The organism is Streptomyces sp. NPDC004629 (genome assembly GCF_042873595.1).
GTDB lineage: Bacteria > Actinomycetota > Actinomycetes > Streptomycetales > Streptomycetaceae > Streptomyces.
In genome coordinates this window covers 1-25,704 of the sequence record NZ_JBIALO010000028.1, presented here as the reverse complement: position 1 = coordinate 25,704, position 25,704 = coordinate 1, and the positions used below count along the sequence as shown (strand labels likewise).

General features: G+C 72.7%; 18 protein-coding genes and 1 pseudogene. 8 read left to right on the top strand and 11 right to left on the bottom strand.

Annotated elements, in window-relative coordinates:
• The first annotated feature begins 287 nt into the window (after nt 1–287).
• The gene (locus ACFYTE_RS32620) at nt 288–803 is read left to right on the top strand and encodes a DUF4232 domain-containing protein (RefSeq protein ID WP_388718452.1); all 516 of its coding nucleotides are present in this window, start codon (nt 288–290) and stop codon (nt 801–803) included.
• A gap of 526 nt (nt 804–1,329) precedes the next feature.
• Here the strand turns inward: ACFYTE_RS32620 and ACFYTE_RS32615 are convergent.
• The 4 genes from ACFYTE_RS32615 to ACFYTE_RS32600 form a co-directional block, all read right to left on the bottom strand.
• Nucleotides 1,330–2,229, bottom strand: a complete 900-nt coding sequence (locus tag ACFYTE_RS32615) for a carbohydrate ABC transporter permease (protein WP_388718450.1) — start codon at nt 2,227–2,229, stop codon at nt 1,330–1,332.
• Nucleotides 2,226–3,212, bottom strand: a complete 987-nt coding sequence (locus tag ACFYTE_RS32610) for a carbohydrate ABC transporter permease (RefSeq protein WP_388718618.1) — start codon at nt 3,210–3,212, stop codon at nt 2,226–2,228. Before ACFYTE_RS32610 ends, ACFYTE_RS32615 begins: the two co-directional genes overlap by 4 nt.
• Before the next feature lie 228 nt (nt 3,213–3,440).
• On the bottom strand, nt 3,441–4,685 hold the full coding sequence (locus tag ACFYTE_RS32605) for an extracellular solute-binding protein (RefSeq protein ID WP_388718448.1): 1,245 nt from the start codon (nt 4,683–4,685) through the stop codon (nt 3,441–3,443).
• 149 nt (nt 4,686–4,834) lie between these two features.
• Nucleotides 4,835–5,905, bottom strand: a complete 1,071-nt coding sequence (locus ACFYTE_RS32600; RefSeq protein WP_388718446.1) for a LacI family DNA-binding transcriptional regulator — start codon at nt 5,903–5,905, stop codon at nt 4,835–4,837.
• Nucleotides 5,906–6,036: 131 nt separating this feature from the next.
• Between ACFYTE_RS32600 and ACFYTE_RS32595 the strand changes: the two genes are divergently transcribed.
• Complete coding sequence (locus ACFYTE_RS32595; RefSeq protein WP_388718444.1) at nt 6,037–8,175, top strand: glycogen debranching N-terminal domain-containing protein; 2,139 nt, start codon at nt 6,037–6,039, stop codon at nt 8,173–8,175.
• A 303-nt stretch (nt 8,176–8,478) separates the two neighbouring features.
• Here ACFYTE_RS32595 and ACFYTE_RS32590 read toward each other — a convergent pair whose 3' ends face one another.
• The 3 genes from ACFYTE_RS32590 to ACFYTE_RS32580 form a co-directional block, all read right to left on the bottom strand.
• Entirely contained in the window at nt 8,479–13,347 is a 4,869-nt protein-coding gene (locus tag ACFYTE_RS32590) for a trypsin-like serine protease (RefSeq protein ID WP_388718442.1), read from the bottom strand.
• Nucleotides 13,348–13,393: 46 nt separating this feature from the next.
• A complete protein-coding gene (locus tag ACFYTE_RS32585; RefSeq protein WP_388718440.1) occupies nt 13,394–13,708 on the bottom strand; it encodes a trypco2 family protein in 315 nt (104 codons plus the stop codon).
• Nucleotides 13,709–14,287: 579 nt separating this feature from the next.
• Nucleotides 14,288–15,301 (bottom strand): LacI family DNA-binding transcriptional regulator, encoded by a 1,014-nt coding sequence (locus tag ACFYTE_RS32580; RefSeq protein WP_388718438.1) that lies wholly within the window; start codon nt 15,299–15,301, stop codon nt 14,288–14,290.
• A 147-nt stretch (nt 15,302–15,448) separates the two neighbouring features.
• Here ACFYTE_RS32580 and ACFYTE_RS32575 point away from each other — a divergent pair, with 147 nt between their 5' ends.
• Nucleotides 15,449–17,272 carry a glycoside hydrolase family 2 protein gene (locus tag ACFYTE_RS32575; protein WP_388718436.1) on the top strand — a complete coding sequence of 608 codons (1,824 nt, stop codon included), beginning with the start codon at nt 15,449–15,451 and terminating at the stop codon, nt 17,270–17,272.
• 8 nt (nt 17,273–17,280) lie between these two features.
• Here the strand turns inward: ACFYTE_RS32575 and ACFYTE_RS32570 are convergent, their stop codons facing one another.
• Nucleotides 17,281–17,457, bottom strand: a complete 177-nt coding sequence (locus tag ACFYTE_RS32570; protein WP_388718434.1) for a transposase — start codon at nt 17,455–17,457, stop codon at nt 17,281–17,283.
• A gap of 195 nt (nt 17,458–17,652) precedes the next feature.
• On the opposite strand from ACFYTE_RS32570, the pseudogene ACFYTE_RS32565 reads away from it, so the two are divergent.
• Both ACFYTE_RS32565 and ACFYTE_RS32560 read left to right on the top strand, forming a co-directional pair.
• A pseudogene (locus tag ACFYTE_RS32565) lies at nt 17,653–17,823 on the top strand (carbohydrate ABC transporter permease); the annotation flags it as partial.
• Nucleotides 17,824–18,109: 286 nt separating this feature from the next.
• Nucleotides 18,110–19,015 carry a serine hydrolase gene (locus ACFYTE_RS32560; protein ID WP_388718432.1) on the top strand — a complete coding sequence of 302 codons (906 nt, stop codon included), beginning with the start codon at nt 18,110–18,112 and terminating at the stop codon, nt 19,013–19,015.
• 658 nt (nt 19,016–19,673) lie between these two features.
• Here the strand turns inward: ACFYTE_RS32560 and ACFYTE_RS32555 are convergent.
• The 3 genes from ACFYTE_RS32555 to ACFYTE_RS32545 all read right to left on the bottom strand — a co-directional run bounded on the left by ACFYTE_RS32555 (nt 19,674) and on the right by ACFYTE_RS32545 (nt 22,557).
• Entirely contained in the window at nt 19,674–20,840 is a 1,167-nt protein-coding gene (locus tag ACFYTE_RS32555; protein ID WP_388718430.1) for a S1 family peptidase, read from the bottom strand.
• Between the two features lie 218 nt (nt 20,841–21,058).
• Nucleotides 21,059–21,823: a GNAT family N-acetyltransferase gene (locus ACFYTE_RS32550; RefSeq protein WP_388718616.1), complete on the bottom strand. Its 765-nt coding sequence runs from the start codon at nt 21,821–21,823 to the stop codon at nt 21,059–21,061.
• A gap of 89 nt (nt 21,824–21,912) precedes the next feature.
• Nucleotides 21,913–22,557, bottom strand: a complete 645-nt coding sequence (locus tag ACFYTE_RS32545) for a class I SAM-dependent methyltransferase (protein ID WP_388718428.1) — start codon at nt 22,555–22,557, stop codon at nt 21,913–21,915.
• A gap of 122 nt (nt 22,558–22,679) precedes the next feature.
• On the opposite strand from ACFYTE_RS32545, the gene ACFYTE_RS32540 reads away from it, so the two are divergent.
• The 3 genes from ACFYTE_RS32540 (at nt 22,680) to ACFYTE_RS32530 (ending at nt 25,495) form a co-directional block, all read left to right on the top strand.
• Nucleotides 22,680–23,942, top strand: coding sequence for a sensor histidine kinase (locus tag ACFYTE_RS32540; protein WP_388718426.1), 1,263 nt, complete (start codon nt 22,680–22,682; stop codon nt 23,940–23,942).
• Complete coding sequence (locus tag ACFYTE_RS32535; protein WP_388718424.1) at nt 23,939–24,610, top strand: response regulator; 672 nt, start codon at nt 23,939–23,941, stop codon at nt 24,608–24,610. Before ACFYTE_RS32540 ends, ACFYTE_RS32535 begins: the two co-directional genes overlap by 4 nt.
• Before the next feature lie 120 nt (nt 24,611–24,730).
• On the top strand, nt 24,731–25,495 hold the full coding sequence (locus ACFYTE_RS32530; protein ID WP_388718422.1) for a polysaccharide deacetylase family protein: 765 nt from the start codon (nt 24,731–24,733) through the stop codon (nt 25,493–25,495).
• The last annotated feature ends 209 nt before the right edge of the window (nt 25,496–25,704 follow it).

Genomic DNA, 25,704 nt, shown 5'->3' with positions numbered 1-25,704 from the left:
CGGCGCCCGGCGGGCGCGGAACGCGGGGGCGGGGCGAACGGGCGGAGCACCCGCCCGACGGCTCGGCTCAAGCAGCCTGGACACACTGAACTCCCGGCGATGGCGACAAGAGGGCCAGCCTGGTGTGCCCACCCGCGGTACCCCGCCCATTGCTCCGGTCCACGGCATGTCCCTTCTGCCGCCGCCCGCCGGTCGGGGAATCGGCGGGCGGCAGAACTTTTCGGCGGTCACGCGCATCCAACAGAGTGACACACATCCACCCATTCACCCGATAGGGGTGGTATGGCATGTTTCTTCACTCACGACACCTCTCCCGGCGCGTCGCGATCGCTTCGGCGACCGCCCTTCTCACGGGCGGTGCGGCGGCCGGTGCCGCCTGGGCCACGACCGCGGCAGCGGCCCCGGCCGGCCCGCGTACCTGCACGGTGAGCGACCTGTATGTGTCCATGGGACGCAAGGAGGGCGCCGCGGGCTCGCTGTACTGGCCGATCCGGTTCACCAACACCGGCACCACCGGCTGCGCCCTGCGCGGCTACCCGGGCGTCAGCGTCCTCGACGCCGCCCAGCACCGGATGGGCGCGGCCGCCACCCGGACCGGAGGGGCCGTCTCGACCGTGACGCTCGCCCCCGCCCACTCGGCGTCCGCGGTCATCCGCACCACCAACGGCCCCGTCGGCGGGCCCTGTCAGGCCACCGGAACCTATCTGCGGGTCTATCCGCCGGCCTCCCGCACCGCGGTCCTGGTGCCGGCCGGCTGGAAGGTGTGCTCCGGCACCTTCCGGGTCGCGCCGGTCACCCGGTAGCGCCCGGTGCGACGCGTCACCGGCGGCCGGGGCCGATCACCGCTCGGGTCATCGACCCCGGCGCCGGCGCGCGCGAGGACCGTGGCGTGCCGGTGACGGACCGACCGGCAAGGAGCCGTCATACCAGCCTGCGCCATCGCCCCCTTCCGGGACGCCGCCCCGCATCCCGGGATCACCGGGGCGCGGGCCTGGTGGGACTCGTCCGCCCAGCGGGAGATCGCGCCCCTGCGGGCCCGGCACATCGGGCGGCGGCATCATTCCGGTCGAGGGCGTCCCGGACGACCACGACCCGGGCGGCACCGCCCGCACGATCCGCGACGCCCCGCCCACCGCGTGGCCCCGGCCGCGGACGAACCCGAAACCGCCTCGGCGGCCCGCGCCGCGGCGGCCGTCGCTACGGCGCGATGCCGACGCCGCCGACGTGGCTCCAGGCCCGCTCCTGCGCCGCTGTCATGGCCGGCCAGTCCCGGGCCGCCGGGCCGGGCGGCGACCCGCGAGAGCGGGCCGGCCGCCCGGCCATGACCTGTCACTCCTTGACCGCGCCCGCGTTCGCGCCCTGCACGAAGTACCGCTGGAAGCAGAAGAAGAGCGCCGCCACCGGAAGGGTCGACAGCAGGGCCGCGGCGAGTTTCAGCGGGTACTGGGTGCCGCCGCCCAGACCGCCCGAGACGAACCGGGCGAGCCCCGTCGTGAGCGTCTCGTACTGGGCGGACTGCGTGGCCACCAGGAAGTGCGTGAACTCGTTCCACGAACTCTGGAACGACAGGATGGTCAGGGTCAGCAGGGCGGGCCGCGCCATCGGCAGCACCACGGACCAGAAGGTGCGCAAGACACCGGCGCCGTCCACCCGGGCCGCCTCCTCCACCTCCCGGGGAACCGACTCGAAGAACTGCTTCATGATGAAGATGCCCGCCGCGTCCACCATCAGCGGCAGGATCATGCCGGTGTACGTGTCGAACAGCCCGAACGTGTTCAGGACCAGGAACTTCGGGATCAGCAGGGCCACTCCGGGCACCGCCATCACCGCGAGCACGAACCCGAACAGCAGGCCCCGCCCGGGGAACCGCAGCCGGGCCAGCGCGTACCCGGCCATCGAGTCGAACAGCACCCGCCCGGCGGTGACCAGGACGGCGACCACCGCCGAGTTGCCCAGCCAGCGCAGGAACGGCACCCCGTCGCCGGCCTCGCTCAGCCCGAACAGCCGCTGGTACGCGGCGGTCGTCGGGGTGACCGGCATCAGCGACAGCGGGTGCGACGCGGCATCGGGGTCGGTCTTGAAACCGGTCACCAACTGCAGGACGAACGGCAGGATGTACAGCAGGCCGAGCCCGGCCACCACGGCATAGCCCACGATCCGCAGCGGCAGCGGATACCGGCCCAGCACCGGACGGTGCTGTCTGCGGACGGCCCGTGTCGTCGACGTCATCGGTTCCTCCCGGGGCGGGCGTCGCGGTCCCTGAACGCCCAGCGCTGCAACGCGGTCAGGCACAGGATCAGGGCGAGCATGATGAACGCGATGGCCGCGCCCTGCCCGAAGTCGGCGTCGTCGAACGCGGACGAGTACGACAGGAACGCCGGGGTCAGTGTCGTGTTGCCGGGAGCGCCCTGACCCATCACATACACCTGGTCGAAGACCTGCCAGGTGGAGATGAGACCCAGGGTGAGCACGAGGAACAGCACCGGCCGCAGCGCGGGCAGCGTGATGTGGCGCAGCATCTGGAACCGGTTGACGCCCTCCAGAGCGGCCGACTCCTCCAGCTCCCGCGGGATGTCCTGCAGCGCCGCGAGGAAGATCAGCATGAAGGTGCCGGAGGTGGTCCACACGGCGAGCAGGATGATCGTGCACATCGCGACGGACGGCCCGGACAGCCACTGGAACCAGGACAGACCGAGGAAGGAGTGCTCGGCCAGCGCGCCCGAGGGATGGTCGGGATCCACGATGCCGAGGGCACCGAGCAGCAGCGAGAGCACCCCGCGCGGGTCGGCGAACCAGTTCGGGCCCTTCACCCCGATCCAGGACAGCAGCGAGTTCACGGCCCCGCTGCCCTGGAAGAGGAACAGGAAGACGGTGGACACCGCGATCGAGCTGGTGACCGACGGGAAGAAGAACGCGGTGCGCAGGGCGCTGCGGGCACGCAGCAGCCGCTGGTTGACGATGAGCGCAAGCACCAGGGCCAGACCCGTCTGCAACGGCACGGTCAGCAGCACGTAGTAGGCGTTGTTGCGCAGCGAGGTCGCGAAGAGGGTGCGGTCGAGACCGTCCTCGGTCAGCAGCGCCCGGTAGTTGTCCAGGCCCACGAACTTCGTCTGGCCGCTGAACGGATTGGACTGCCCGTCCCAGTGCAGCAGGCTCACCCACAGCGCCATCAGGATCGGCAGCATCAGGAACAGGCCGAGGACGAGCACCATGGGGCTGACGAACAGCCAGCCCCATATGCCCTCACCGAGGCGGCGCCCCGCGCGCGGGGCGTGGTTGGCGCGGGGCGCCGCGGTGGGACCGGCCCCGCCGGGCGCGTCAGGTGCGCCCGGCGAACCGGTCGACCGGGAACGTGCCGCTGCACGCGGCCGTCCGGAGTCGGAGGAACCGTCGCCGCGGGGCTGGTCCGCGGCGCGGGTGGTGCGGGGGGACATGACGGCTCATTCGCCCTTCGCCATGGCCTGTTCGCCGTTGTTCTGGAGGTCGGCGAGGATCTTCTTCGGGTCGGCGGTGCGCAGCGCCTGCAGATCGGTGTTGAACTGGCCGAGCACCTTTTCGAACCCGGCGATGGTCACCGGCCCCTGCGCGTACGCGGCGCCGTCCACCCATGCCTTGGCCTCCGGCACCTGCTGCGCATACGTGGCCAGCGAGCTGGTACGGGAGGGCATGACACCGAAGGCGTCCGCGAACTTCAGCTGCTGCTCACCGGAGCTGAGGTACTTCACCAGATCCACGGCGGCCTTCTGGTGCGCGCTCTCGGCGGCCACGCCCCAGCAGTTGCTGAAGGCGAGCGTGCCCTTGCCGGCCGGCCCCGCGGGCAGCTCCACGACCTTGTACTTGACGTCCGGGTAGTCGGCCTTCATGGCTCCGGCCAGCCAGTTGCCCTCGATCGTCATCGCGGCCTTGCCCTTGCCGAGCGCCTCACCGCCCCAGCTGGTGTCGACGTCCGGGGCGTACTTCATCGAACCGGCCTTCAGCAGGGACTGCGCGAAGGCGAGGCCCTGCGCGTTCTCGGCGCCGGCGGCGGTCATCTTCGTCTGCCGTGCATCGGTGACCCAGCCGCCCGCCTCCTTCATGAAGACGCCGAGCCGCTGGTACTCGTTGGTGGTGACGAGTCCGGTCACCCCGTCCCCGGTGAGCTTGCCCGCGACCTGCTTCAGCTCGGCCCAGGTGGTCGGGTAGTCCTGGTCGGTCAGCCCGGCCTTCTGCCACAGCTCGGTGTTGACGGCCAGACCCAGCGTGGAGGTGTCCTTGGGCAGGCACACCAGCTGACCGTCGTGGGTGAAGGAGGAGCGCAGCTGTGCCGAGAAGTCGTCCGCGTCCTTGATCTGGTCGCCGTACGCGTACAGCGAGCCCGCCTTCGCGTAGTTGGCGAACTGGTCGGAGTTGACGTAGAAGACGTCCGGCGGCTTGTGCCCGGCGAAGGACTGCGCCAGCTGCTGGTTCATGTCCTTGGCGACCTGCACGGTCACCGTGTTGCCGGACTCCTTCTGGTACGCGGCAGCCGCGTCCTTGACGGCCTTGGTCTCGGCGTCGCCCGACGTGGCGATGAGCACCGTCAGGTGTTGCTTGGCGCCGGAGTCCTGCTCGGTCTCCTTGCCGTCGCCGAAACTCGACGAACAGCCGGTGGCGGCCATCAGAGCCGCGCAGGTGGCGAGGGCCGCGGCGGCCGTGCGGGTGGTCATTGCTTCCTCCGTGTACTCGGGGTGGGACGTGCGGCTCCGCCCGGGCGGTGCGGCGGACCGCGACCCGGGGTGGGGAGGAGAAAGGGGGGAGAGGTTCGGGGCCCGTGCGGGCCGGTGTACAAGGTCGCGCCGTGCGCGTCGGGCGACGGCTAACGGGCTGCCGGTCCGTCGGCTCCCGCGTCCGTGCCGGGCACGCTGTCGCGCACGACCAGCGACGGCGCCAGCAGCACCCGTTCCGGGGGTGCGCCGGCGTCGGCCATCCGCGCCAGCAGCAGGCGCAGGCACTCCCGGCCGACCGCCTCCAGCGGCTGCTCGATCGAGGACAGCGCGGGCGACAGGAGCGCGGCGGTCGGGGAGTCGTCGAAACCGATCACGGCGACGTCCCGGCCCGGGGCGGCACCGCGCTCGCGCAGCGCGTGGTAGCAGCCCAGGGCCAGTGTGTCGCTGGCCGCGATCACGGCCGTCGCACCGGCGTCCAGGAGCGGTTTGACCGCGTCGTGCGCGGCCTCGATGTCGTCCACGCTCTGTGCGCGCCGCGCCCGTGTGGACAGCCCGTGCCGGCGCATCGCCCGCTGCCAGCCCGCGGCCCGGTCGTCACCGACGTCGGAGCCGCGCGGCCAGCCGAGGAAGGCGATCCGCCGGTGCCCGAGGGCGACCAGGTGCTCCACCGCGGCATCCGTGCCCGAGGCGCCGTCCACGTCGACCCAGTCGCCGACCGGCCGCCCCGACCACATCCGCCCGAAGCCGACGAACGGCACGCCCCGCTTGGCGAGCCAGGCCTGACGGGGGTCGTGGCGCGCGGTCCCGCTGAGCACGAACCCGTCGACCTCGTGCTGTCCGAGCAGTTCCTCGTACCCCTCAAGCGTGGGCTCGCCCGGCGGGCTCGCGAACAGCAGGATCCGGTACCCGGACTCGTCCGCGGCCTGGGACACGGCGTGCAGGAAACGGTCCATGATCGGGGCCGTGGTGCCGGCCGGGGACGGCTGGATGCCGTAGCCGATCAGCTTGCTGGAGCGGGTGCGCAACGTCTGCGCGGCGCGGCTCGGCCGGTATCCCATCTCGTCGACGGCCCGCCGCACCCGCTCCAGGGTCTCGGGGCGCAGCAACTGCGGCGAGTTGAGCGCGTTGGACACCGTCTGCGGGGAGACACCGGCCCGGCGGGCGACCATGGCGAGGGTGACCGGGCCCGGTGAGGCCGGGGAACGCGGGGTGCGGGGCATACGGGTCTCCGACGAGAAAGGGCCGTGTAGAGCCCTGGTGGATCGATTTGAGCGTTCCAAAGCCATTGTCATCGCTCTGACATGGAGATTACTGTCTTTGGAACGATCTAACGCTGAGAGGTTCTTCTCTTTTGGACACCACTGTCAAGCCCCAGGACACAGGCGACCCGGAATCGGAGGCCGCGGACACCCCCGAGGGACTGCAGCCGTTCCTGCACGACGCGGTCGTCACACTCTGCGCGCCGAGCTTCGCGCTCTCCCGCCCGGACGGGCAGATCGAGCACGGCGTCGACGGCTTCTACCACGGCGATGTCAGGGCCCTGTCCCGGCTGACCGTCGCGGTCGACGGCATCCCGCTCGTGCCCGTCACGGGCGGCTTCGGCGGCGCCGACCGGGCCGGTTTCCGGGCGATCCTGCGCGGGCTCGGCGAGAGCACCCCGGACCCGGCCGTGGAACTGCACCGCGGGCGCACCGTCACGGCCGGCCGGCTGACCGAGGAGTTCACGGTCGTCAACGCCGGACACCGCCACGTGGCCTTCCGGCTCACCGTCTCCGCCGGAACCGATCTGGCCCCCATGGAGCGCGTCAAGTCGGGCGACCGCCAGGCCCTCGTCCCGGCGCGGGCCGCGGACGGCGCCACGCTGGACTGGTCGCGCGACGGCCTCACCGTGCGGCTGGCCGCCGAGCCGGCCGCCGACCGGCTCGACCCCGGCACCGGGCGCCTGTCCTACGACATCGAACTGGGCCCCGGCGCCCGGTGGACGGCGACGCTGCACTGCACGGCCGCCCACGCGGACGGCGACCAGTTCCCGGCGCCCCCGGCCGGCGCCGTACCGTGGCGCACCCCCGCGCTGCGCTCCGCGGACCACCGCTTCGACCACTGGCTGCGGCAGTCGGTGGCCGACCTGGACCGGCTGCGCCTGACCGACCCGCGGTCGGACGAGGACGACGCGGCGCGGGACGGCCGCGTGGACCAGTTCCTCGCCGCCGGCGCCCCCTGGTTCCTCACCCTCTTCGGCCGCGACTCGCTGTGGGCGGCACGGATGCTGCTGCCGCTCGGCACCGAACTCGCCGCCGGCACCCTGCGCACCCTCGCCCGCCGCCAGGGCGCCGTCGTCGACCCGGCCACCGAGGAGCAGCCGGGCAAGATCCTGCACGAAGTGCGGCGCGGCAGCCAGGAGTTCGCGGACACCTTCGCGCTGCCGCCGGTGTACTACGGCACGGTCGACGCGACCCCGCTGTGGATCACGCTGCTGCACGACGCCTGGCGCTGGGGCCTCGCCCCGGAGCAGGTCGAACGGCTCCTGCCGCACGCCGAGTCGGCGCTCGCCTGGATGCGCGACCACGGCGACGCGGGCGGCGACGGCTTCCTGAAGTACGTCGACCTGACCGGCCGCGGCCTCGCCAACCAGGGCTGGAAGGACTCGGGCGACTCCGTCCGGTACCAGGACGGGCGCCTCGCCGAGCCGCCCATCGCGCTGTGCGAGGTCCAGGCGTACGCGTACGAGGCCGCGCGGGGCGGCGCGGCCCTGCTGCGGGCGTTCGGCCGGCCCGGCGCGGACGCCTGGGAGGAGTGGGCCGAACGGCTCGCCACCCGCTTCCGCGAGCGCTTCTGGGTCGAGGACGCCGACGGCCCGTACCCGGCGCTCGCGCTCGACCGCGACGGCACTCCCGTCGACGCGATCACCTCCGGATTCGGACACCTCCTCGGCACGGGCCTGCTCAACCAGGAGGAGAGCGCGCTGCTGGCCGCCCGCCTGACCCGGCCCGACCTCGACTCCGGCCATGGTCTGCGCACCCTCAGCAGCGCGGCGACGGGCTTCAACCCGTACGGCTACCACATCGGTGCCATCTGGCCGCACGACACGGCGATCGCCGTGCACGGCCTGGTCAGGGCCGGTTTCGCGGATGCGGCGGCGCCCCTTGCGGCGGGCCTGCTGACCGCGTCGACGGCCTTCGACGCCCGGCTGCCCGAACTGTTCGCCGGCCACGGCGACCGGGCCGCGGCGCGACCCGCCCCCTACCCCGCGTCCTGCCGCCCGCAGGCCTGGGCGGCGGCGTCGTCGGTGCATGTGCTGCGGGCCGCGCTGGGCCTGGAGGCGGACGTACCCGGCGGCACGATCACCGTGGCGCCCGGATTCGCCCGCTCCTTCGGACCGTTCACGGTCACCGGTCTTGAGGCCGGCGGAGAGCGGCTCGACATCACGCTGGCCGCGGACGGCACGGTGAGCACCCGGGCCCCGGAGGGACTGACCGTGCTCACCGGCTGAACCCGGCCGGCAGAGCACGCCGGGGCGCCCGGCCACCCCGGGCGCCCCGGCACCGACCTCCGAGCCGACGGCCCTCCCGGTACACAGGGTGCCGCCGCACCGACCGAGACGACCGCTGATCGGTGTGCCGTCGGCCGGCCCGGTCGGACAGGAGGCTTGCCTGCTCAAGGGCGGCAAGGGCGGCAAGGGCGGCAAGGGCGGCAAGGGCGGCAAGGGCGGGCTCAGGGCCCGGCACGAGGACGGCGTCCCGATCCTGCCGCGTCCCGTTCTCCGTTGCGGAGCCGGACGGCGGCACGGCATTTCCTACGTGAGTTCTCCAAGGACTTGCTGCGCGGCTTCGGAGAGGGCACGGGGCGCGACACGTCCGACGGCTTTGATCAGCGGCGCCGGAGCGGCGGCGGCCAGGGCTTCGGTGAGCAACAGCAGGCGCTTGCTTTCCGGCAGCCCGTCGCGGGAGGCGATGGCGGCCAGGGCTTCGGCGCGCTGCTCCTGATCGATGATGGTGCGGGCAAGGGCGACTGCTCGGTCGTGCCGCCCTGCCCGGGCCAAGGCTCGTGCGATGTCGCGCAAGGCCTTGCCCCGGTGCTCCGGGTCGAAGGAGCCGGAGAATTCGATGGCCTCCTCGTATTCGTTCGCAGCGGTCAGATAGCCGATGACCTCCAGTTGTCCCCACCATCGTTGGGAACGCATGTCAGAGGTACCGGTGATGTCTCTGGCCTCCTGGTAGCGGCCGGTGCGGACCCAGACTTGAGCCAGCGTGGTGAGCACACGCCCCCGAGCGCTTGAGTCGGCAACCGCAGACACCCGGTCGGTGATCTGTTGCACAAGATCGATGGCCCGTCCATGCCGGCCCTGCCGCGCGAGGACGTCGGCGATCTCGGCCAGTACCTGCAAGCGGTGGCCGATGTCAGTGATCGTGCCGGTGAGGTCCGCTGCTTCATCGTGGCGTCCGGTGTGGGACAGAGCCTCCGCAACTTGTCCCACAACACGGTCCCGTCCCTCGTCGATGAGGGGGACCACCTCAAGGGCCTGTGCGCTGAACCCGGCTGCATCGGAAAGCCGGCCCTGCCGAGCCGACGTGCGGGCGAGGTAGGCGAAGATCCATGCCTTGACGTCGGGGAATGATGTCGTCAGCGCCAGGTCGACCGCCTTCTGGCGGCGGCCCGATTTCATCAAGGAAAGGGCCACTTTGGACAGTGCGTCTTGCTGCTCGCCAAGGTCGGCGATGGAGACTGCCAGCTCAACGCCCTCGCGGGCCTTGTGCGCGTCGGCGAGCGCCACGGCCAGGTCGCCCAGCAAGCGGGAGCGTTCTTGTGGGTCGGTGAGGGCACGCGCCCGGTCGATGGCCTGCAGGGCCACCTCGCCCGCTGCGGAATGTCTGCCCTCCGCGGCCAGAGCGTAGGAGACGAAGGCCATTGCCTCGACGAGATCCCGCTCGCTCGCACCAGCGTCGCGTACAGCGTCGTGTACGAAGTGGAGAGCCTCGGTGTCGTGCCGGTTCCTGAAGAGCGCCCGCACCATCCCGTACGCCTCCGGCATCTCGGAGAAATCCGGAACGGTCCGGGCGACCCTGACGGCAAGTTCGCTCATTCCGGCCTCGGCGAGGGCCTCGGCCAGGGCCGCTAGCTCGTGGTTGCGTCGGTCCGGATCACTGATCCCCAGCGAGGCTGCCGCGGCGGCCCGGGCAAGGTCGGCGGCCAGTTGCGGATCACCGGACCGGGCTGTGACGTCCGCGATGGCGGTGAGGGCATCGGCCCGTTCCTTTTGGTCGGTGATGGTGAGGGCCAGGTCGGCGGCCCTTCGGTGGTCACCGGCTTCTGCCACGGACTCGGCGACGGAGCCCTGCGCGCCGGCCTGTCGTGCCGGGTCCGTGATCTCGCCGACCAGCTCCAGAGCCTGCTCGAACCGCCCGTCCCTGGCCAGGATTTCCACGATGCCCACGAATGCGTGGTCCCGGTCCTCGGGGGCGGACATCGTCAACGTCAGATCGACTGCCAGGTGTTCCTGCCGCGCCGTGGCCAAGACGCGCACGAGTTTCGTCTTCAGCAGCGTCGGATTCCCGACAGCCGGCTCAGCACCGGCCATGGCGCGGGCCTGCTCGTACTGGCCGGCCTCGACCAGGTGCTGCATCGCTGACAGAACGTCGGTCGCCTCCAGGCGACCGGTACTCTCCTGCACCGCAAGAGCCGCCTCCTTGGCCAGGCTTGCGGCCAGATCGTCCTGGCCCGTACAGGCGGCCGTACGGGCGGTCTCGGCGAGCATCCGCACCCGCTGCCCGGCAGGGCCTACATCGCGCGCCGTCTCTGCCGCCTCTGCGGCGATCCTGGCTGCGAACCGGTCCTCGCCCATATGGGCCGGACCGGCCCGGTCCTCGCCCATCTGGGCCAGACAGTCAGCGAGATCGGCCAGGGCCGAGGCCCTGTGGCAGAGATCGGAAATGCGGCGGGCCGTCTCAGCGGCGAGCGCGTAGTCTCCCGCGCGCGCCAATCCGAGGGAAGCATGGAACAGTGCGGTATCCGCCCATTTCACGTCGCAGGTCGTGTCTGCCACGTCGGCGAGTCGGCGTCCGAGGCCGACTGCCTGCCGGTACCAGCCCGCCTCCACCGAACTCAGGAGCATGGCAGCCAGTACGGGCACCTGCTCCTCGGGGCCGGTGACGCCTGACAGCAGGTCCAGGGCGTCCGGGTGACAACCTGCCTCGGTCAGGCTCCCCGCCACGAGGGCCAGAGCATCTGTGCGTGTCGTGGGGATGCCGATGAGCCGTGCCGTGGCCGCCGCTTCCCGGTGCCTGCCGGCGGAAGCGAGTGCGACCGTGACTGCGGTCAGGGCACGGGCTTGCGGCTCCAGGTCGGTGATGGTGCCGGCGAGGTCGGTGGCTTCCCGGTACCGCTCAACCATGGTCCAGGCCTGGACGACGTCGCACAGTGCCCACGATCGCGCCTCAGGGTCGGTGATGCCTTGTACGAGAGCGACGGTGCGGTCGTCATCGCCCATGCGGGCGAACAAGCGCGCCATGCGGGAGTGGAGATCGTCGCCCGGGACCTGCCTGGCTGCCCTTTCCGCCTCGACCAGCACGGGGTGCGCCGCACCTTCGTGGCCGTGGGACATCAGGGTCTCCGCGAGTTCGGCCAGCTGCCCGGCTCTGGTCTTCGGATCGGGGTGGCTCTGCGCCAGCGCCACGGCCTTGTCCGTTGCCCCGAGCCTGGCCCACACCTCCAGCAGTCCCGGCGGCACGTCTGTGATCTTGTCGTGGAGGGTGTTCCGGCACATTGCCAGGCGTAGCGCGGCGGCCAGATCCGGGCCGTCCGCCCCGACTGCCGTGCCCTGCTCATCCGGCGCGAGCAGGAGGTCGAAGGCGGAGTCGATCTCCTCCAGTGCCGCCTGATGTCCTCCGCTACGCTGCCACAGGCGTTCGTACCGTCGAGGATCGGTGGCCAGCTCGACCAGCCGAGCCGTATCCCGCCGTGCGTGCAGCATCTGGGGATAGCCGCGCAGCGCGTATTCCGGGGTGCGAAGCGGCCAGCCGGCCCGGCGGTGGCGGGCGACGAACGTGTGGATGCGGTCGAGGGCAGCGTTGAGGGCGGCCGGGGCCAGCAGCTCGCGGGCGCTGGTGAGAAGCTCCTGATGCGCGAAGGAGAAGAGCTGGTCGCCGACGCCGGGCACGGGCCACCGGGCGACACGGCGCTGGAAGACCCGGCCGGTGGCCCCTCCGAGCTCCAGCTCTACCCTGCGCGCCGACATCCCGGTCAGGTCGGCGAGGTCGGCAGCGCTCAGAGAGCCGCCGGCGGCCGCCGCCAATGCCACCAGCTCCGCACCCGGCCCTTTGCCGGCCAGCAGCGCGTCGAGGCTGCGCTCCGCCTCCTCGCGCACCGCCTGTGCCACGGGCGACACCTCCAGCCAGTGGTCGATCGCGCGGCTCCGCAGCGGATGGCCTGCCGAGACATCACCCGGTACCGGAGGGTTGGGCCGTCCCGCCACGAGAACCCTCAGCCCGAACGGCACCTGCCGGGGCAGCAAGGCAGCGATGCTGTGGCCGGACACAGCGCTGACGACCCCGGTGTCCTCGTCCAGTCCGTCGACAAGCAGGACCAGACGGCGGCCGCCCTCCTCGGCATGCTCGGCCGCCCGCCGCAACCCGTCCAGGAACTGCCCCTGGGTCCTGCATTCGAGTTCGCGGTCGTGCAGGTATTCACGCAGTTGACGCTCCATGGCGGAGAGGAAGGCAGTGCGGTCGGAGTTTCCGCCGTGGCGCTCGGTGATGAAGAAGGCGAGCACGTCCACTCCCGTTGGCGGGTGCAGCGCGAACTGGGCCATCAGCGTGGTCTTGCCCGACCACGGCTCGGCCAGCCACCGCCAGTAGGCACTTTCACCGTTCGGCGGCTCAAAGGGTTCGGCGCAGAACGCGGCCATCGTGGTCAGCTCCTCCGCGCGGCCCTCGAAGCGCTCTGCGGCGAGTTCACGAACCTCCAGCAGGTATCCGGAGCCGGGTACCGCAGGCTGTTCCTGCACCGGCACAAGACCGGGCGCCAAGCCCCCGTGGCGCTCCAGCAGTTCGACGAAGGCAGAGTCCGTGCCGAACCTACGCACCGGCAGCGCGTGCAGACGGCGGTTCTCGTGCTCTTCGTCGTCCTGGAGAACGACGCCCACGAGGTGGCCCTGACAGAAGACCGCTGCCCCGGAGACCCCGCCCCATGCCTGCCGCTGATCGGTCCTCAGACGTGGGGCGGCATGCTGGTCAAGGGTGTACAAGTCGTGTCTGCCGTCGCCCCCGGCCAGGGGGGAGAGCATGCCACGCAGGTGCTCGACCCGCCGATGGCCGTCTGTGGCCCTGGTCTGAAGCGGGTACCCCAGCCCCGCATACGGAAGGGCTTCGCTGCCCACCGGTCGGCCCCAGCGCACCGTTCCCGGAACGTTCACGGGCGCGTCCAAGCGCAGCAGAGCCACATCCAGGCCGTTCGAGCCGGTCCAGCAGACGGCGGCTTCCCGGCGGTCCACGTTCCCGGACGGCGGGTGGCCCACCCGAACGGTGATCCTGGGCCAAACCTCGCCGGTTTCGTCGACGAGGACATGGAGGGCGGTCAGCACCAGCTGCGGAGCGACGAGATAGCCCGATCCGGCCTTGCGGCGGCCCCTGCCGTCGCAGCGGACATCAGCCAACCTGCGCTTGTCCACGAAAGTTGCCTCAGCTCGTCCCCTGTCGGCCTTCCGTCCGCCGCGATCAGCCCTCGTCCCAGGAGCCGGATTCCTCGGCCCCGACGTCGACCTGCCCACCTGCGGTGGCACGGTCCTTGACCTTCAGTTTGAGGGTCAGCTTGTGAGTGCGGGTTGATCCCAACGAGCCGCTTGCGTTCACAGTGGCCACGCCGAACGTCAGCTTCCCCTCCCCGCGGCCCTCGTTGCGCAGCTCCAGCAGGAGCTCAAGCTGCGCCTCCTCGATCTCGAAGGCGAGTTGCTGCCTCGCTCCCGCGTTCTGGGCCAGGTACAGCTCCTGCCGTAGTTCCTCGATTGCTGCAGCCAGCCCGATGTCCGCCACCGTACGCCCGCGCCCCTTGTCCAGCGAGGCCGTCTGTGTGGCCCCGGACCGATTCCGACGGCCGATGCTCTCAGCCGTTCCGGCCAGTCTGCCCAAAAGGGCTACGCCGAGCCAAGAGCACAAAGGGCCGGGCCGCCCGGGGCCCTCAAGTGCGGGCGCCGCTTTCGCTGTTCGAAGACCGAGGTGTCGGACCACACCACTGTGATCTTGTGATGAGCCGGGGTGAGCCGTTTCAGTCTCCCTGGGACCACGCCGCCGTCGGAAGCGACAAGTAGATGCCGAAGTCGCGGAGTCCGGTCAAGTGCGGCAGCGCCGAACCCAGTTCGCGCAGCTCCGATTCAGCGACACCCGGGGCGTGGGTCACATCGCCCCTGTCCGCCACGAGTCGTGACGGCCATTGACGGCCCGCGTCTGTTCGGCGACCGGGGAAGTCCTTTGCCGGTCGGGGAGTTGTACGCGCCGTGGCGGGCTGCAGCGAGTCCGCGGCCTGACGCGCGCTCCGCGCGCGATCGCACCGCAGGCCCCGATGCCGTGACAGGTGCGCGGGGCGGCGGGCGCCCGGGACGGGGCGGGGCCGGGTCAGCCGCCTGTGCTCTCCCGTATCACCAGCCGATACCCGGCCACATGGTCCCGCGGAGCGCCGACGTCCGGTTCGTCTATGCGCCGCAGCAGCAGCGACACGGCCGCGCGGGCGATCTCCTGCTTGTCGGGGGCCACGGTGCTCAGCGTGGGCACGCTGAAGCGGGACGCCTCGATGCCGTCGAACCCCACCACGTCGATGTCGCCCGGCACCGACCGGCCCTGCTCGTGCAGCGCGCGCAGGGCGCCGAGCGCGAGATGGTCGTTGAGGCAGAGCAGGGCGTCCGCGGCGGGCTCACGCTCCAGCAGGCGCTCCGTCGCCCGGGCCCCGTCCCGCCAGTGGTAGGCGTCCACCGGCACCACGAGGTCCGCGGCGAACGGCAGCCCGGCCGCCTCGACGGCCTCGCGGTAGCCGTCCGTGCGCAGCCGGTCGGTGCCCTGCGGGCCTTGCACCGCACCGCCGACGACGGCGATGCGCCGCCGCCCCCGGGCCAGCAGATGCTCGGTGGCCTCCCGCGCGGCCCGTACGTTGTCGATGCCGACGTGGTCGGTGCCGGCCCCGGGGGAGCGCTCGCCGAGCAGCACCACCGGCAGTCGGCGGTCGCGGGTGGCGAGGTCGTGGGGGAGCAGGGAGAGCGGGCTCAGCAGGACGCCGTCGCAGAACTGGGCGTCAAAGCCGCGCAGCGCCGCCAGTTCGCTCTCCCGCACGGCCCCGGTCTGGTGGATGAGGACGGTGCGCCCCCGCCGCCCGGCCTCGGCCATGACATGTTTCGCCAGTTCGGCGAAGTACGCCACGTCCAGCTCCGGCACCGCCAGCGTGATCACTCCGGTGCGTCCCTGCCGCAGTTGACGGCCGGCGATGTTGACCCGGTAACCGAGGGCGTCGATGGCCTCCTGGACGGCGGTGCGGGTCCGCTCCGACACGTGCTCGAAGTTGTTGATCACGTTGGAGACGGTCTTGGGGGAGACACCCGCGTACTCCGCCACGTCCTTGAGCCTCGGTCTGGCCGCCACCTGTCCGTCCTTCCGTCGGTCGTGATCGTACCGACCATCACGAATCGGTTTCGGGCCGGTCCGCTGTGTGCCGACGTATTTACATCGATGTAAATCTCATGATGCCATGTGGCCGCACCGACCGGCACTCCCGACGCAAGGAGGACCATGTCCGTTCCGCACCCCTCGGACCCGCCCCGCCCCGAGTACCCCAGGCCGCAGTTCGTCCGCGAGTCCTGGCTCAATCTCAACGGCGAGTGGCAGTTCGAGATCGACCGGTCCGACACGGGTCTTGAGCGCGGCCTGCGCGAGCGCGAGCTGACCGGCCGTATCGTCGTCCCGTTCTGCCCGGAGTCGACGCTCTCCGGTGTCGGCGAGACGGACTTCCTGGAGGCCGTCTGGTACCGGCGCACGGTCACCGTCCCCGCGGCATGGGCGGACGCCCGGGTGCTGCTGCACTTCGGCGCGGTGGACCACGACACCACGGTGTGGGCGAACGGCGTCGAGGTCGCCCGCCACCGGGGCGGCTTCACGCCCTTCACCGCCGACCTCGGCCAGGTCGCCGCGGCCGGCGAACGGGTGACGATCGTCGTGCGCGCCCGGGACAGCCGCCACGGCCCCCAGGCCCGCGGCAAGCAGGCCACCTGGTACGCCAACTCGCACTGCCACTACACCCGGACGACGGGCATCTGGCAGACGGTATGGCTGGAGCCGGTCCCACGCGCGGCCGCCCTCAAGCGCCCCCGCATCACCCCCGACCTGGCCTCGGGCTCCTTCTTCCTGGAAATGCCGCTCACCGCCAACCTCCCCGGTCACCGGGTGCGCGCCACGCTCCGGGACGAGGCCGGCGAGGTGGCCGTGGCGCAGAGCCGTGCCGATCTCGACCTCGCGCCCCGCCTGGTGCTGCCCGTCCCCGAAGCCCGGCGCCGCACCTGGTCCCCGGCGGGCCCGCACCTGTACGACCTGACCCTCGAACTCCTCGACGCCGACGGCGGTGTCGTCGATGCGGCACGCTCCTACGCGGGCCTGCGCTCGGTCTCCGTGCACGGCAAGCGGCTGCTGCTGAACGGCGAACCCGTCTTCCAGCGCCTGGTGCTCGACCAGGGCTACTACCCGGACGGCCTGATGACCGCGCCCACCGACCGGGACCTGGTCCGCGACATCGAACTCGGCCTGCACGCAGGCTTCAACGGCGCCCGGCTGCACCAGAAGGTCTTCGAGGAGCGCTATCTCTACCACGCCGACCGGCTCGGCTACCTGGTGTGGGGCGAGTTCGGGGACTGGGGCTGCGAGGTCGGCGTGCGCGACGACAACCAGCGCCCCGACGCCTCGTACGTCACCCAGTGGCTGGAGGCGCTGGAACGGGACCACTCGCACCCGTCGATCGTCGGCTGGTGCCCGCTGAACGAGACGTACCAGCCGCTGCACGACCGCATCACCCGGCTCGACGACGTCACCCGCGGCATGTTCCTTGCCACCAAGCAGGCGGACGCCACCCGCCCGGTGCTCGACGCCTCGGGATACGCGCACCGGGTCCCGGAGAGCGACGTCTACGACTCCCACTGCTACGAGCAGGACCCGGCCGTCTTCGCCAAGGTGATGTCCGGCCTCGCACAGGACCGCCCGTACGTCAACACCGGCCCCGAGGGGCGCACTTGGTCGCTGCCGTACGGCGGACAGCCCTACTTCTGCAGTGAGTTCGGCGGCATCTGGTGGGACCCCGAAGCCGCCGCTGCGGCCGGCGACGAACGCGACACGTCCTGGGGCTACGGCGAACGGCCGCGCACCGAGGAGGAGTTCGTCGCCCGCTTCACCGGCCTCACGGCCGTACTGCTGGACGACCGGGACATGTTCGGCTACTGCTACACCCAGCTCACCGATGTCTTCCAGGAACGCAACGGCGTCTACCGTTTCGACCGCTCCGAAAAGGTCGACACCGCCCTGCTGCGGGCGGCCCAGACCCGCCGGGCGGCCTACGAGCGCGACGCCTAGCAGCCCGGTCATACGGGGCGCCGCTGATTCTCGATGTACTGCTTCACCACGGTCAGCGGCGCCCCACCACAGCTTTCGGCGAAGTACGAGCCGGACCAGAAGTGTCCGCCCCACAGGAACCGGCGGACGCGGCTTGAGTACTCCTGGCGCAGGTACCGGAAGCTCACGCCCTTGAGCGTGACCACCCTGCTACATCTTCTTCGCCCTCGTCCTGATCGCCTCCGCCGCCCGGTACACGGCTCTGCGCGGCCGGGAGAAGTGACATGACCTCCACCGACCTGCCCGTCCGCACCCCGTCCACCGCCCGCGCCCCGCGCCCGGTGCGGGAGGTGCCGGCCCTGACCGCGCCGGCCCTGCCGGCCGTCGCCTGGCTGCTGGCCCTGATGACGCTGCCGGTCGGCATCACCTCGGTGAAGGACGCCTACGGCATCCAGTACGCCCAGACCATGGCCTCCGCCGTGCCGGCCGCGCTCCCGCTCGTCGTGGTCTTCATGATCTTCCAACGGCATATCGTGAAGTCCGTGGCCACGGCCGGACTCGGCGGCCAGTGAGCAACGGCCGCACGGCTCGACGGCGGCGGCCGTGTGCGCCACCGCAGGGATGCCGCGCCCTTGCGCGGCCCCGCGGGAGCGACGTGCACGCCCCACGGCCGGCGCACGGCCTTCGCGGTCGTGACGGCCGGTGGTGTGACGTCACCCACACCCGACGCTGTGGCCTTCCCCACAATCCGCGGGCGAAGCCGTCCCGAGGTGGCGGCCGTCACTTCGTCCTCGGGGTGATGTGTTTACGTTCGCAGTGCTGTGCCCCCTCCCCGATTAACTGCCGAGGTTTCGCACCATGCCGTACCCGTCGTCACCCTTCTCGCGTCCGCTGCGCGCGGCACGGCGTGGCCGCAGGCGTGCCGCGGTCGGGGTCACCGCCTTCGCGGCCGCGGTGGCGGCCCTCGTGTCGACCGGTGCCATAACCCCCACGCAGGCGGCCGCCGCCACGGCCGTGGCGCGGCCCGACTCCGCCACGGCGGACTTCCTCGCCCAGGTGCGGCCGCAGGGCAGGGAACGGGTCACCGCCGCGGTGCTCGACCTGGACGCCCCGGGCCGGGGCACCACGGTGTACGGCGCCGACACCGCGTACGACACGGCGAGCATCATCAAGGTCGACATCCTCGCCGCGCTGCTGCTCAGGGCGCAGGACGCCGGGCGGGGCCTGACCGCGCAGGAGCGCACCCACGCGGAGGCGATGATCGAGCGCAGCGACAACGCGGCGGCCAACGCGCTGTGGCGGAGCATCGGTCGTGCGCCTGGCCTGGAGGCGGCGAGCAAGCGCCTCGGACTGACCTCGACGCGGGGTGGCCCCGGGGCCAAGTGGGGACTCACCCGGACCACGGCGAGCGACCAGATACGGCTGTTGCGCGCGGTGTTCGAGCCGGCCTCCGGCGCGTCCGAGGGCGCGGAGGGGCTGACCGCCCCGTCCCGCGGCTATCTGCGCACACTGATGTCCCGTGTCGTGGACGAACAGTCCTGGGGCGTCTCGGCGGCGGCCCGTTCCGCCGCGGAGCTGAAGAACGGCTGGCTCCAGCGCACGACGACCGGGCTGTGGGACGTCAACAGCGTCGGCCGTGTCGCGGTGGGCGGACACCACTACCTCGTCGCGGTCCTCTCCGACGGCAGTACGTCGATGAAGGACGGCGTCTCACTCGTGGAGCGCGCGGCCCGCACGGCGATCTCCGCCACCACCGACCGCTGACCGGCCCGCCGTTCGGGGCGCCCGGGGTCCGTCGGCCCAATGGGGGTCGGCCCGCTGATCCGGAAGGCTCGCGCCGTCCGCCGGTTCGCGTGAGAGCGGACGCTGCCCGCCCGGCTCGAAAGGGTTGCTGCCGCCCGCTGACCGGCCCGGGAGGGGCTGTTTGTTGTCCGGACAGGGCTGCCGCCGGCGCCGGCCGTCTTCCGTTCCCGGTGCTGTCGCCGCCCGCTGACCGGCCCGGGAGGGGCTGCCCGTCGTCCGGACCGGGCTGCCGTCCGCGGCGCTGGCCGCCTTTCGTTCCCGCCCGCCGTTCGGAGGCGCCCGGTCTCGGTCGGCCCAACGGGGTTGCCGCCCGCTGATCCGGAAGGCCCGCGCCGTCCGCCGGTTCGCGTGAGAGCGGACGCTGCCCGCCCGGCTCGAAAGGGTTGCTGCCGCCCGCCGACCGGCCCGGGAGACGCTGCCCGTCGTCCGGACCGGGCTGCCGTCCGCGGCGCTGGTCGCCTTTCGTTCCCGCCCGTTGTTCGGGGCGCCCGGGGTCCGTCGATCCCCTTGGGTGCCGCCGCTGACCGGGCGGGACGCGCTGCCCCGCGGTCGGGGCGGCGTGCGCCGGGTTCGGGACGGGCCCCGGCCGGTGGTCGGGGCCCGTTGTGGTGCGGGGTGGTCAGGCGGTGTGCAGGGTCAGACCGTACCGGTTCAGGATCTCGTTGACGGGCTGGAACCAGGTCTCGCCGCCGCTGCTGCAGTTGCCCCAGCCGCCCGAGGTGACCCCCTGCGCCTGGTCGCCGCTGATGAACGAGCCGCCGGAGTCGCCTCCCTCGGCGCAGACGTTGGTCTTGGTCATCTGGTGCACCGCGCCCTGGCTGTAGTTGACGGTCTCGTTCTTGGCGAGCACCGTGCCGCAGTGCCAGTGCGTGGTCGACCCGGACCGGCAGATGGACGCGCCGACGGGTGCCGCGGCCGAACCGCGCACGAGCTGGTCGGAGACGGTGCCCCAGCCGAGCACGACCGGAACCGTCCACCAGCCGCTGCCCACGTTGACCCAGGCGTAGTCGTTGTCCGGGAACGACGAGCCCTGGAAGTTGCCTATGTAGCTGCGGTCCCAGCCGCTGACGCCGGCGCCGGGCTGTCCGCAGTGCCCGGCGGTGACGAACCCGCCGTGCACGGAGAAGCCGATCGAACAGCGGACGTTGCCGGTGTAGTACGGGTCGCCGCCCACGGTGCCCGCGGCAAGGGTCGCCGGCACGCCCGGGATCGCCTCGACGGTGACCGGACCGGCCTTGCGGGCCTGGGCGACGAACGACCGGACATCGTTGTCATCCCGCTTGCCCTCGGCGATGTTCACGACCACGGTGCTCGCCTGCGGGTCGACGTGCCAACTGGTCACGCCCGCCGGGGCGGAGAGCTTGTCGAGGCGGGCCCGGGTGGCGTCCAGTTCGCGCGCGCTGTGTTCGACGGTGGTCACGCTCGCGCCGGTCGCCCGGATCGCCTGGCGGGTCGTGGCGGTCGTGTCCGGGGTGACGCCGACGGTGAGGGTGCCGCTGGAGGCGTCGAACCAGGACCCGCCGAAGGACGTCCCCGCGGCCCGGCGCGCCGTGGGCTCCGTGGTGGTGGCCCGCTGTTCGGCGGCGAGCCTCGCCTCCGCCTCGGCCTTCGTCAGATGCAGATCGCGCTGCATCGCGGAGAGCAGCGCGGCCGAGGCGGGTGCCTCGGCGGACCGGGTCGCGGCCGGGGTGTCGTCGGCGGCGGCGGGCAGGGTGCCCGCCGTCACGCCGACGCCGAGCATGAGCAGGACGGCGAGGCCGGCATGCGTGAATCTGGTGCGTCTCATGGGGGTTGCCCTTCGTCGTTCCAGCGGTGGTGGGGTGGAACAGCAGAGACAGTGAGAGCGCTCTCAGCCCTGTGGCGGAGCCGAGCCTAGCCGTTGATCAAGAACAGGTCCATGCCAATGCAGCAGGCGTTCATGACGGGCCGTCGGACAATCTCGGACACGACGGGCGCGGGCGGGCGCGGACGCACACCCCGGACACCCCTCTTCAGGACCGGAGTTCACGCATGGACGGCGTGTTCGGTGAACCGGCCGCACGGCCGAAAGCCCAGCCGGCGGTAGACGGCCTCGCCGTCGGCCGACGCCTGGAGCACGGCCACGCGCAGGCCTTGGGTCCGGGCCGTGTGGAGCGCGGCGAGGGTGACGGCCGTGCCGTAGCCGCGCCGCCGGTGAGCGGCGAGGGTGGCGATGTTGTAGAGGCCGGCGACCCCCGCGTACAGAAAGACCTCGGCCGAGCAGACCGGTCGGCCCGCCGCGTAGCCGACCAGGTAACGGGCCGGGCTGCCGGCGGCCAGTGCGAGGGGAGCGGTCCGGGCGACGAAGCGGCGGACGGTGTCGGAGGGCGGGCTCCAGTTCGCGGCGACGACCTCCGCGTAGTCGGCGAGCTGCGCGGCCGTGGTGACCGGCCGGATGTCCACTCCCGCGGCGTCGAAGGACGGCAGGGAGCCGTCCAACTCGGCCCACATGGCCGTCTCCTGCTCGGACGCCGGCAGACCGGCGGCGGACAGCCGGTCGGTCAGGTCGGGCGGCGTCGAGGCGGGCCCCACCCACCAGGAGAAGCCGCGGCCGGTGGCGGCCAGTGCCCGGACGGTCTCGGCGATGCGCGCGGGCGCGGCGGCGGCGGTGAAGCGGGCCGCGGCGACGATGTTGAACGTGTCGTCGTCCAGGCCGCTGTCCGCGACGAGCAGATCGCCGGGCTCGGTGACCGTCGCTCCGCTCAGGCCGCGATGCAGATGGCAGGCGTGCTCGGCCAGGTTGCGTTCCATCCTGGCCGACAGGTCCGCCTGGTCGGCGACGGGGGTGTTCAGCAGATCCACGGCGGTCGACTCCATCACGATCACGCCGGCGGCGCACCTCATTTTCCGGCGTCGAGCCGCGTGCCCTCCGCAGCGGACGAGTCCGTCCGGCGGGTGCCACCCGCGGCTGGCCGCGGGGAGCAGGCCCGGTACACGAACGCCGGCGGCACGTTGGGCCACACCACCGGCCCGCGTTCGACCAGGCCGAAGCGGTCGCGCAGCCCGTCGGCGAACCGGCGGCCCGGCGGCGTCCAGGCGGCGTGCAGATAGGCGAAGGTGGTGAAACGGCCGCCGGGCGCGAGGCCGTCGCCGACCGCGTCCAGGGTCCTGTCCCGTTCCCGGGCGGGCATGACCGTCCACGGCAGTCCTGACACGATCGCGTCCACCGGGCCGCCCGTCGCCTGCGCCAGTTCGGCCGCGGCGCCGTTCACCACCGTCAGCCGTGCGTCGCGCCGGGTGGCCGCCAGGTGCGCCGCGAGCCGCGGATTCAGCTCGATCGACACGAGCCGCGCGTCCGCCGGCAGCAGCCGCAGCAGGGCGTCCGTGAACACGCCGGTGCCCGGCCCGAGTTCGACGACCAGCCGGGCCTCCTCCAGACCGATGCGATGGGTCATGGCGCGGGCGAGCCGCCGCGAACTGGCGGCCACGGCCCCGGTCATGAGGGGCCGCCTGAGGAATTGCGTGGTGATCGACACGGCCGTCATGCTCGGCGGCCGCGGTGTGACCCGGCGTCGTACTCCCGGTCCGTGCGGGTCCTCCTGCGGGAGGACCCCGGTGCAGCCCACGGGGTGACGACGGGGCTCTTCGGCCGTCGTAGCGTGAGGCGGTGCTTCGCCTGATGGAGAGCCTGGCGCGATGGCGAGGGCGCCACCCCCGGCTGATGGACGTCCTGCTCGTCGTGCTCGTCGCCGCGCCACCGGTGATCCGGGACCAGCCCGGCTGGCGGCCCGTGTGGGTGCAGACCGCGGTGTACGCGGCGCTCGTGCTGCCCCTGTTGTGGCGGCGCCGGCACCCGGTGGCGGTCGCCGCGTGCGTCACGGCCGCCTTCTGGGCGCAGCACCTGGGCGAGGTCTGGGGCCGCGAACCCGGGCGCGGGGCGCTCGCCCTGGCCGCGGTCTTCTACACGCTCTCGGTGCGCGGGCTGCGCCGCGCCGCCGCCGTGACCGCCGCCTGCGCGGGCGCCTGCGTGCTGCTGTGGGCTCCCGGCTGGGTCGCCGACTACCCGCGACTGCGGACCGGCGGCATCGCGTGGCTCACCCCGGTCTCCGTGGTCCTGTGGCTGGCCGGCGCCTGGGTCCTCGGCGCGTACGTCCGGGCCCGCCGCGCCTATCTCGCCGAGTTCGCGCGCCGCGTCGAACTGGCGGAGTCCCGGCGGCTGGCGCTGGCCCGCGCCGCCGTCGCCGAGGAACGGACCCGCATCGCCCGCGAGATCCACGACGTCCTCGCGCACGGCGTCACCGTCATGGTGCTCAACGCGGAGGGAGCGAGGCTGGCCCGCGACACCGACCCCGGGGCCCCGGACCGCGCGCTGCGCACCATCGGCACCACCGGCCGTGCCGCCCTGTGTGAACTCCGCCGGCTGCTGGACGTGCTGCGCGCCGACGAACCACCCGCCAACGCCCCACAGGCCGGCGAACTCCATCACTTCTACGGCGAGTTGAGCGGAGGCGGCGCCACCCTCGACGAGCTGCGCGCGCTCGTCGACCGCCTCCCCGGCTCCCGCCTGGAGCTGAGCGGCGAGCGCGACGGGGTGTCCGCGGCACTGGCCGAGCAGACGTACCGCATCGTGCAGGAGGCGCTCACCAACGTGGCCAAGCACGCCTCGCCCGGCGCGGTCGCCCGGGTGCGGGTCGACCTCGGAACGCCGGGCCCCGAACGCCGGGTCCGCATCCGGGTCGACAACTCGGCGGGTACCGGGAGCGCACCCCCGGCCCTTCCCGCGTCGGCCGGCCGCGGACTCGTCGGCATGCGGGAACGGGCGGCGCTGTACGGCGGGACCGTCGAGGCGGGGCCGCTGCCCGAAGGCGGCTACCGGGTGGACGCGGCACTGGGGCTGACGCCGCGCCGGCTCGCGGCGGTGCCCCGGTGAGCGGCACGGCGGCCCCGCACCGCGTGCTGCTCTGCGACGACCAGGAACTGATCCGGATGGGGCTGCGCATGGTGATCGACAGCCAGCCCGATCTGACCGTCGTGGGGGAGGCGGCCGACGGGCGCGCCGCCCTGGAACGCAGCGCCGAACTGCGGCCTGACCTCGTCCTGATGGATGTCCGCATGCCCGAGGTGGACGGCCTGGCCGCGACCCGGGAACTGTGCGCCCTGCCGTCCCCGCCGAAGGTGCTGGTCGTCACCACCTTCGACCTCGACGAGTACGCGTACGGGGCGCTGCGGGCCGGGGCGAGCGGGTTCCTGGTCAAGGACGCGCTCGGCGAGGAGATCCTGGTGACGGTCCGGGCGGTCCTGCGCGGCGACGTCATGATGGCGCCGTCGGCCGTCCGCCGTCTCGTGGAGCGGTACGTCCTGCCCGCGGCCCCCGGCGCGGAGCGTGGCCGCCTCGCCCGGCTGACCGACCGCGAACGGGACGTCCTCGCCCTCGTCGCCCAGGGCCTGAGCAACGCGGAGATCGCCGGCCGGCTCTTCCTCGGGGAGACGACCGTCAAGACCCATCTGGGCCGCATCCTGGGCAAGCTGGACCTGCGCGACCGTGTGCACGCGGTGATCTTCGCCTATGAGAGCGGCCTGGTCCGGGTGGGCGGCTGACCGTCGGCGCCCGGCTGGACCGCCGGGTTGGGACCTTCCCGCGTTCTTACCCGACTCCGACCGCCTGGGCCCGCCGGCGGTCCGACAATGGAGGCGGGGCCGTGCGACCGAGGTGGTGCGATGGCGACCGGTGCGCTGCGGCGGCGGGCGGTGACGCTGATGACCGGCACCGTCCTCGCGGCCGTGGCGTCCACCGCAGGCCCGGCGGCCGGCGTCGCGTCCCAGGGCCCGTCCGCCACCTCGGCCGACGGGATCCGGCCACCGCCCGTGGACTGCCGGACCACCCCGTGCGTCGCGCTGACCTTCGACGACGGTCCCACCGGCTACACCCCGGCCGTGGTGCGCGCGCTGGAGCGGCAGCACGCCGTGGCCACCTTCTTCCTCATCGGGCCGCACGCGCTCCGTCACCGCGCGGACGTGCTGCGGGAGTACCGGGACGGGGACGCGATCGGCGACCACACGGTCACCCACCCGCACCTCACCCGGCTCCCGCCCGACCGGATCCGCCGTGAACTGGGGACCGCGGCGCGGCAGATCGCATCGGTCACCGGACACCGGCCGACGATCTGCAGGCCGCCGTTCGGCGCGTGGAACGCGAAGGTGCGGGCGGCGGCGGCCGGAGCGGGCCTGTCGGTGGTGATGTGGAACGTCGACCCCCGGGACTGGAAACACCACGACCCCCGGCTCATCGAACGGCGCGTGCTCGCCGGGGTGCGGCCCGGAGCCGTCGTGGTCCTGCACGACCGGTACGCGACCACCCCGCCGGCCGTCCCGTACCTCCTGCGGGCACTGAAGGCCCGCGGCTATGCGCCGGTGACCGTCCCTCAGCTCTTCGCCACGAGCGGCGGGATGCGTTCGGGCGTGGTCTACCACCACGGGCCGTGACGCCGGAAAATGACACGGCGCAGCACGGCCCGGTCTCCTCAGCAGGCCCGGCGATCGGTCGTCCGCGGCACCGTCGTGGCTGGTCGCGGGGGGGGGGGGCCCCCCCCCCGGGGGGGGGGGCGCCCCCCCCCCCCCCGCCCCCCGGGGCCCCCCCCGCCGGGCGCGCGTCCCCCCCCCCCCCCCCCCGCGGGGCTCAGCCCCGCACCCCC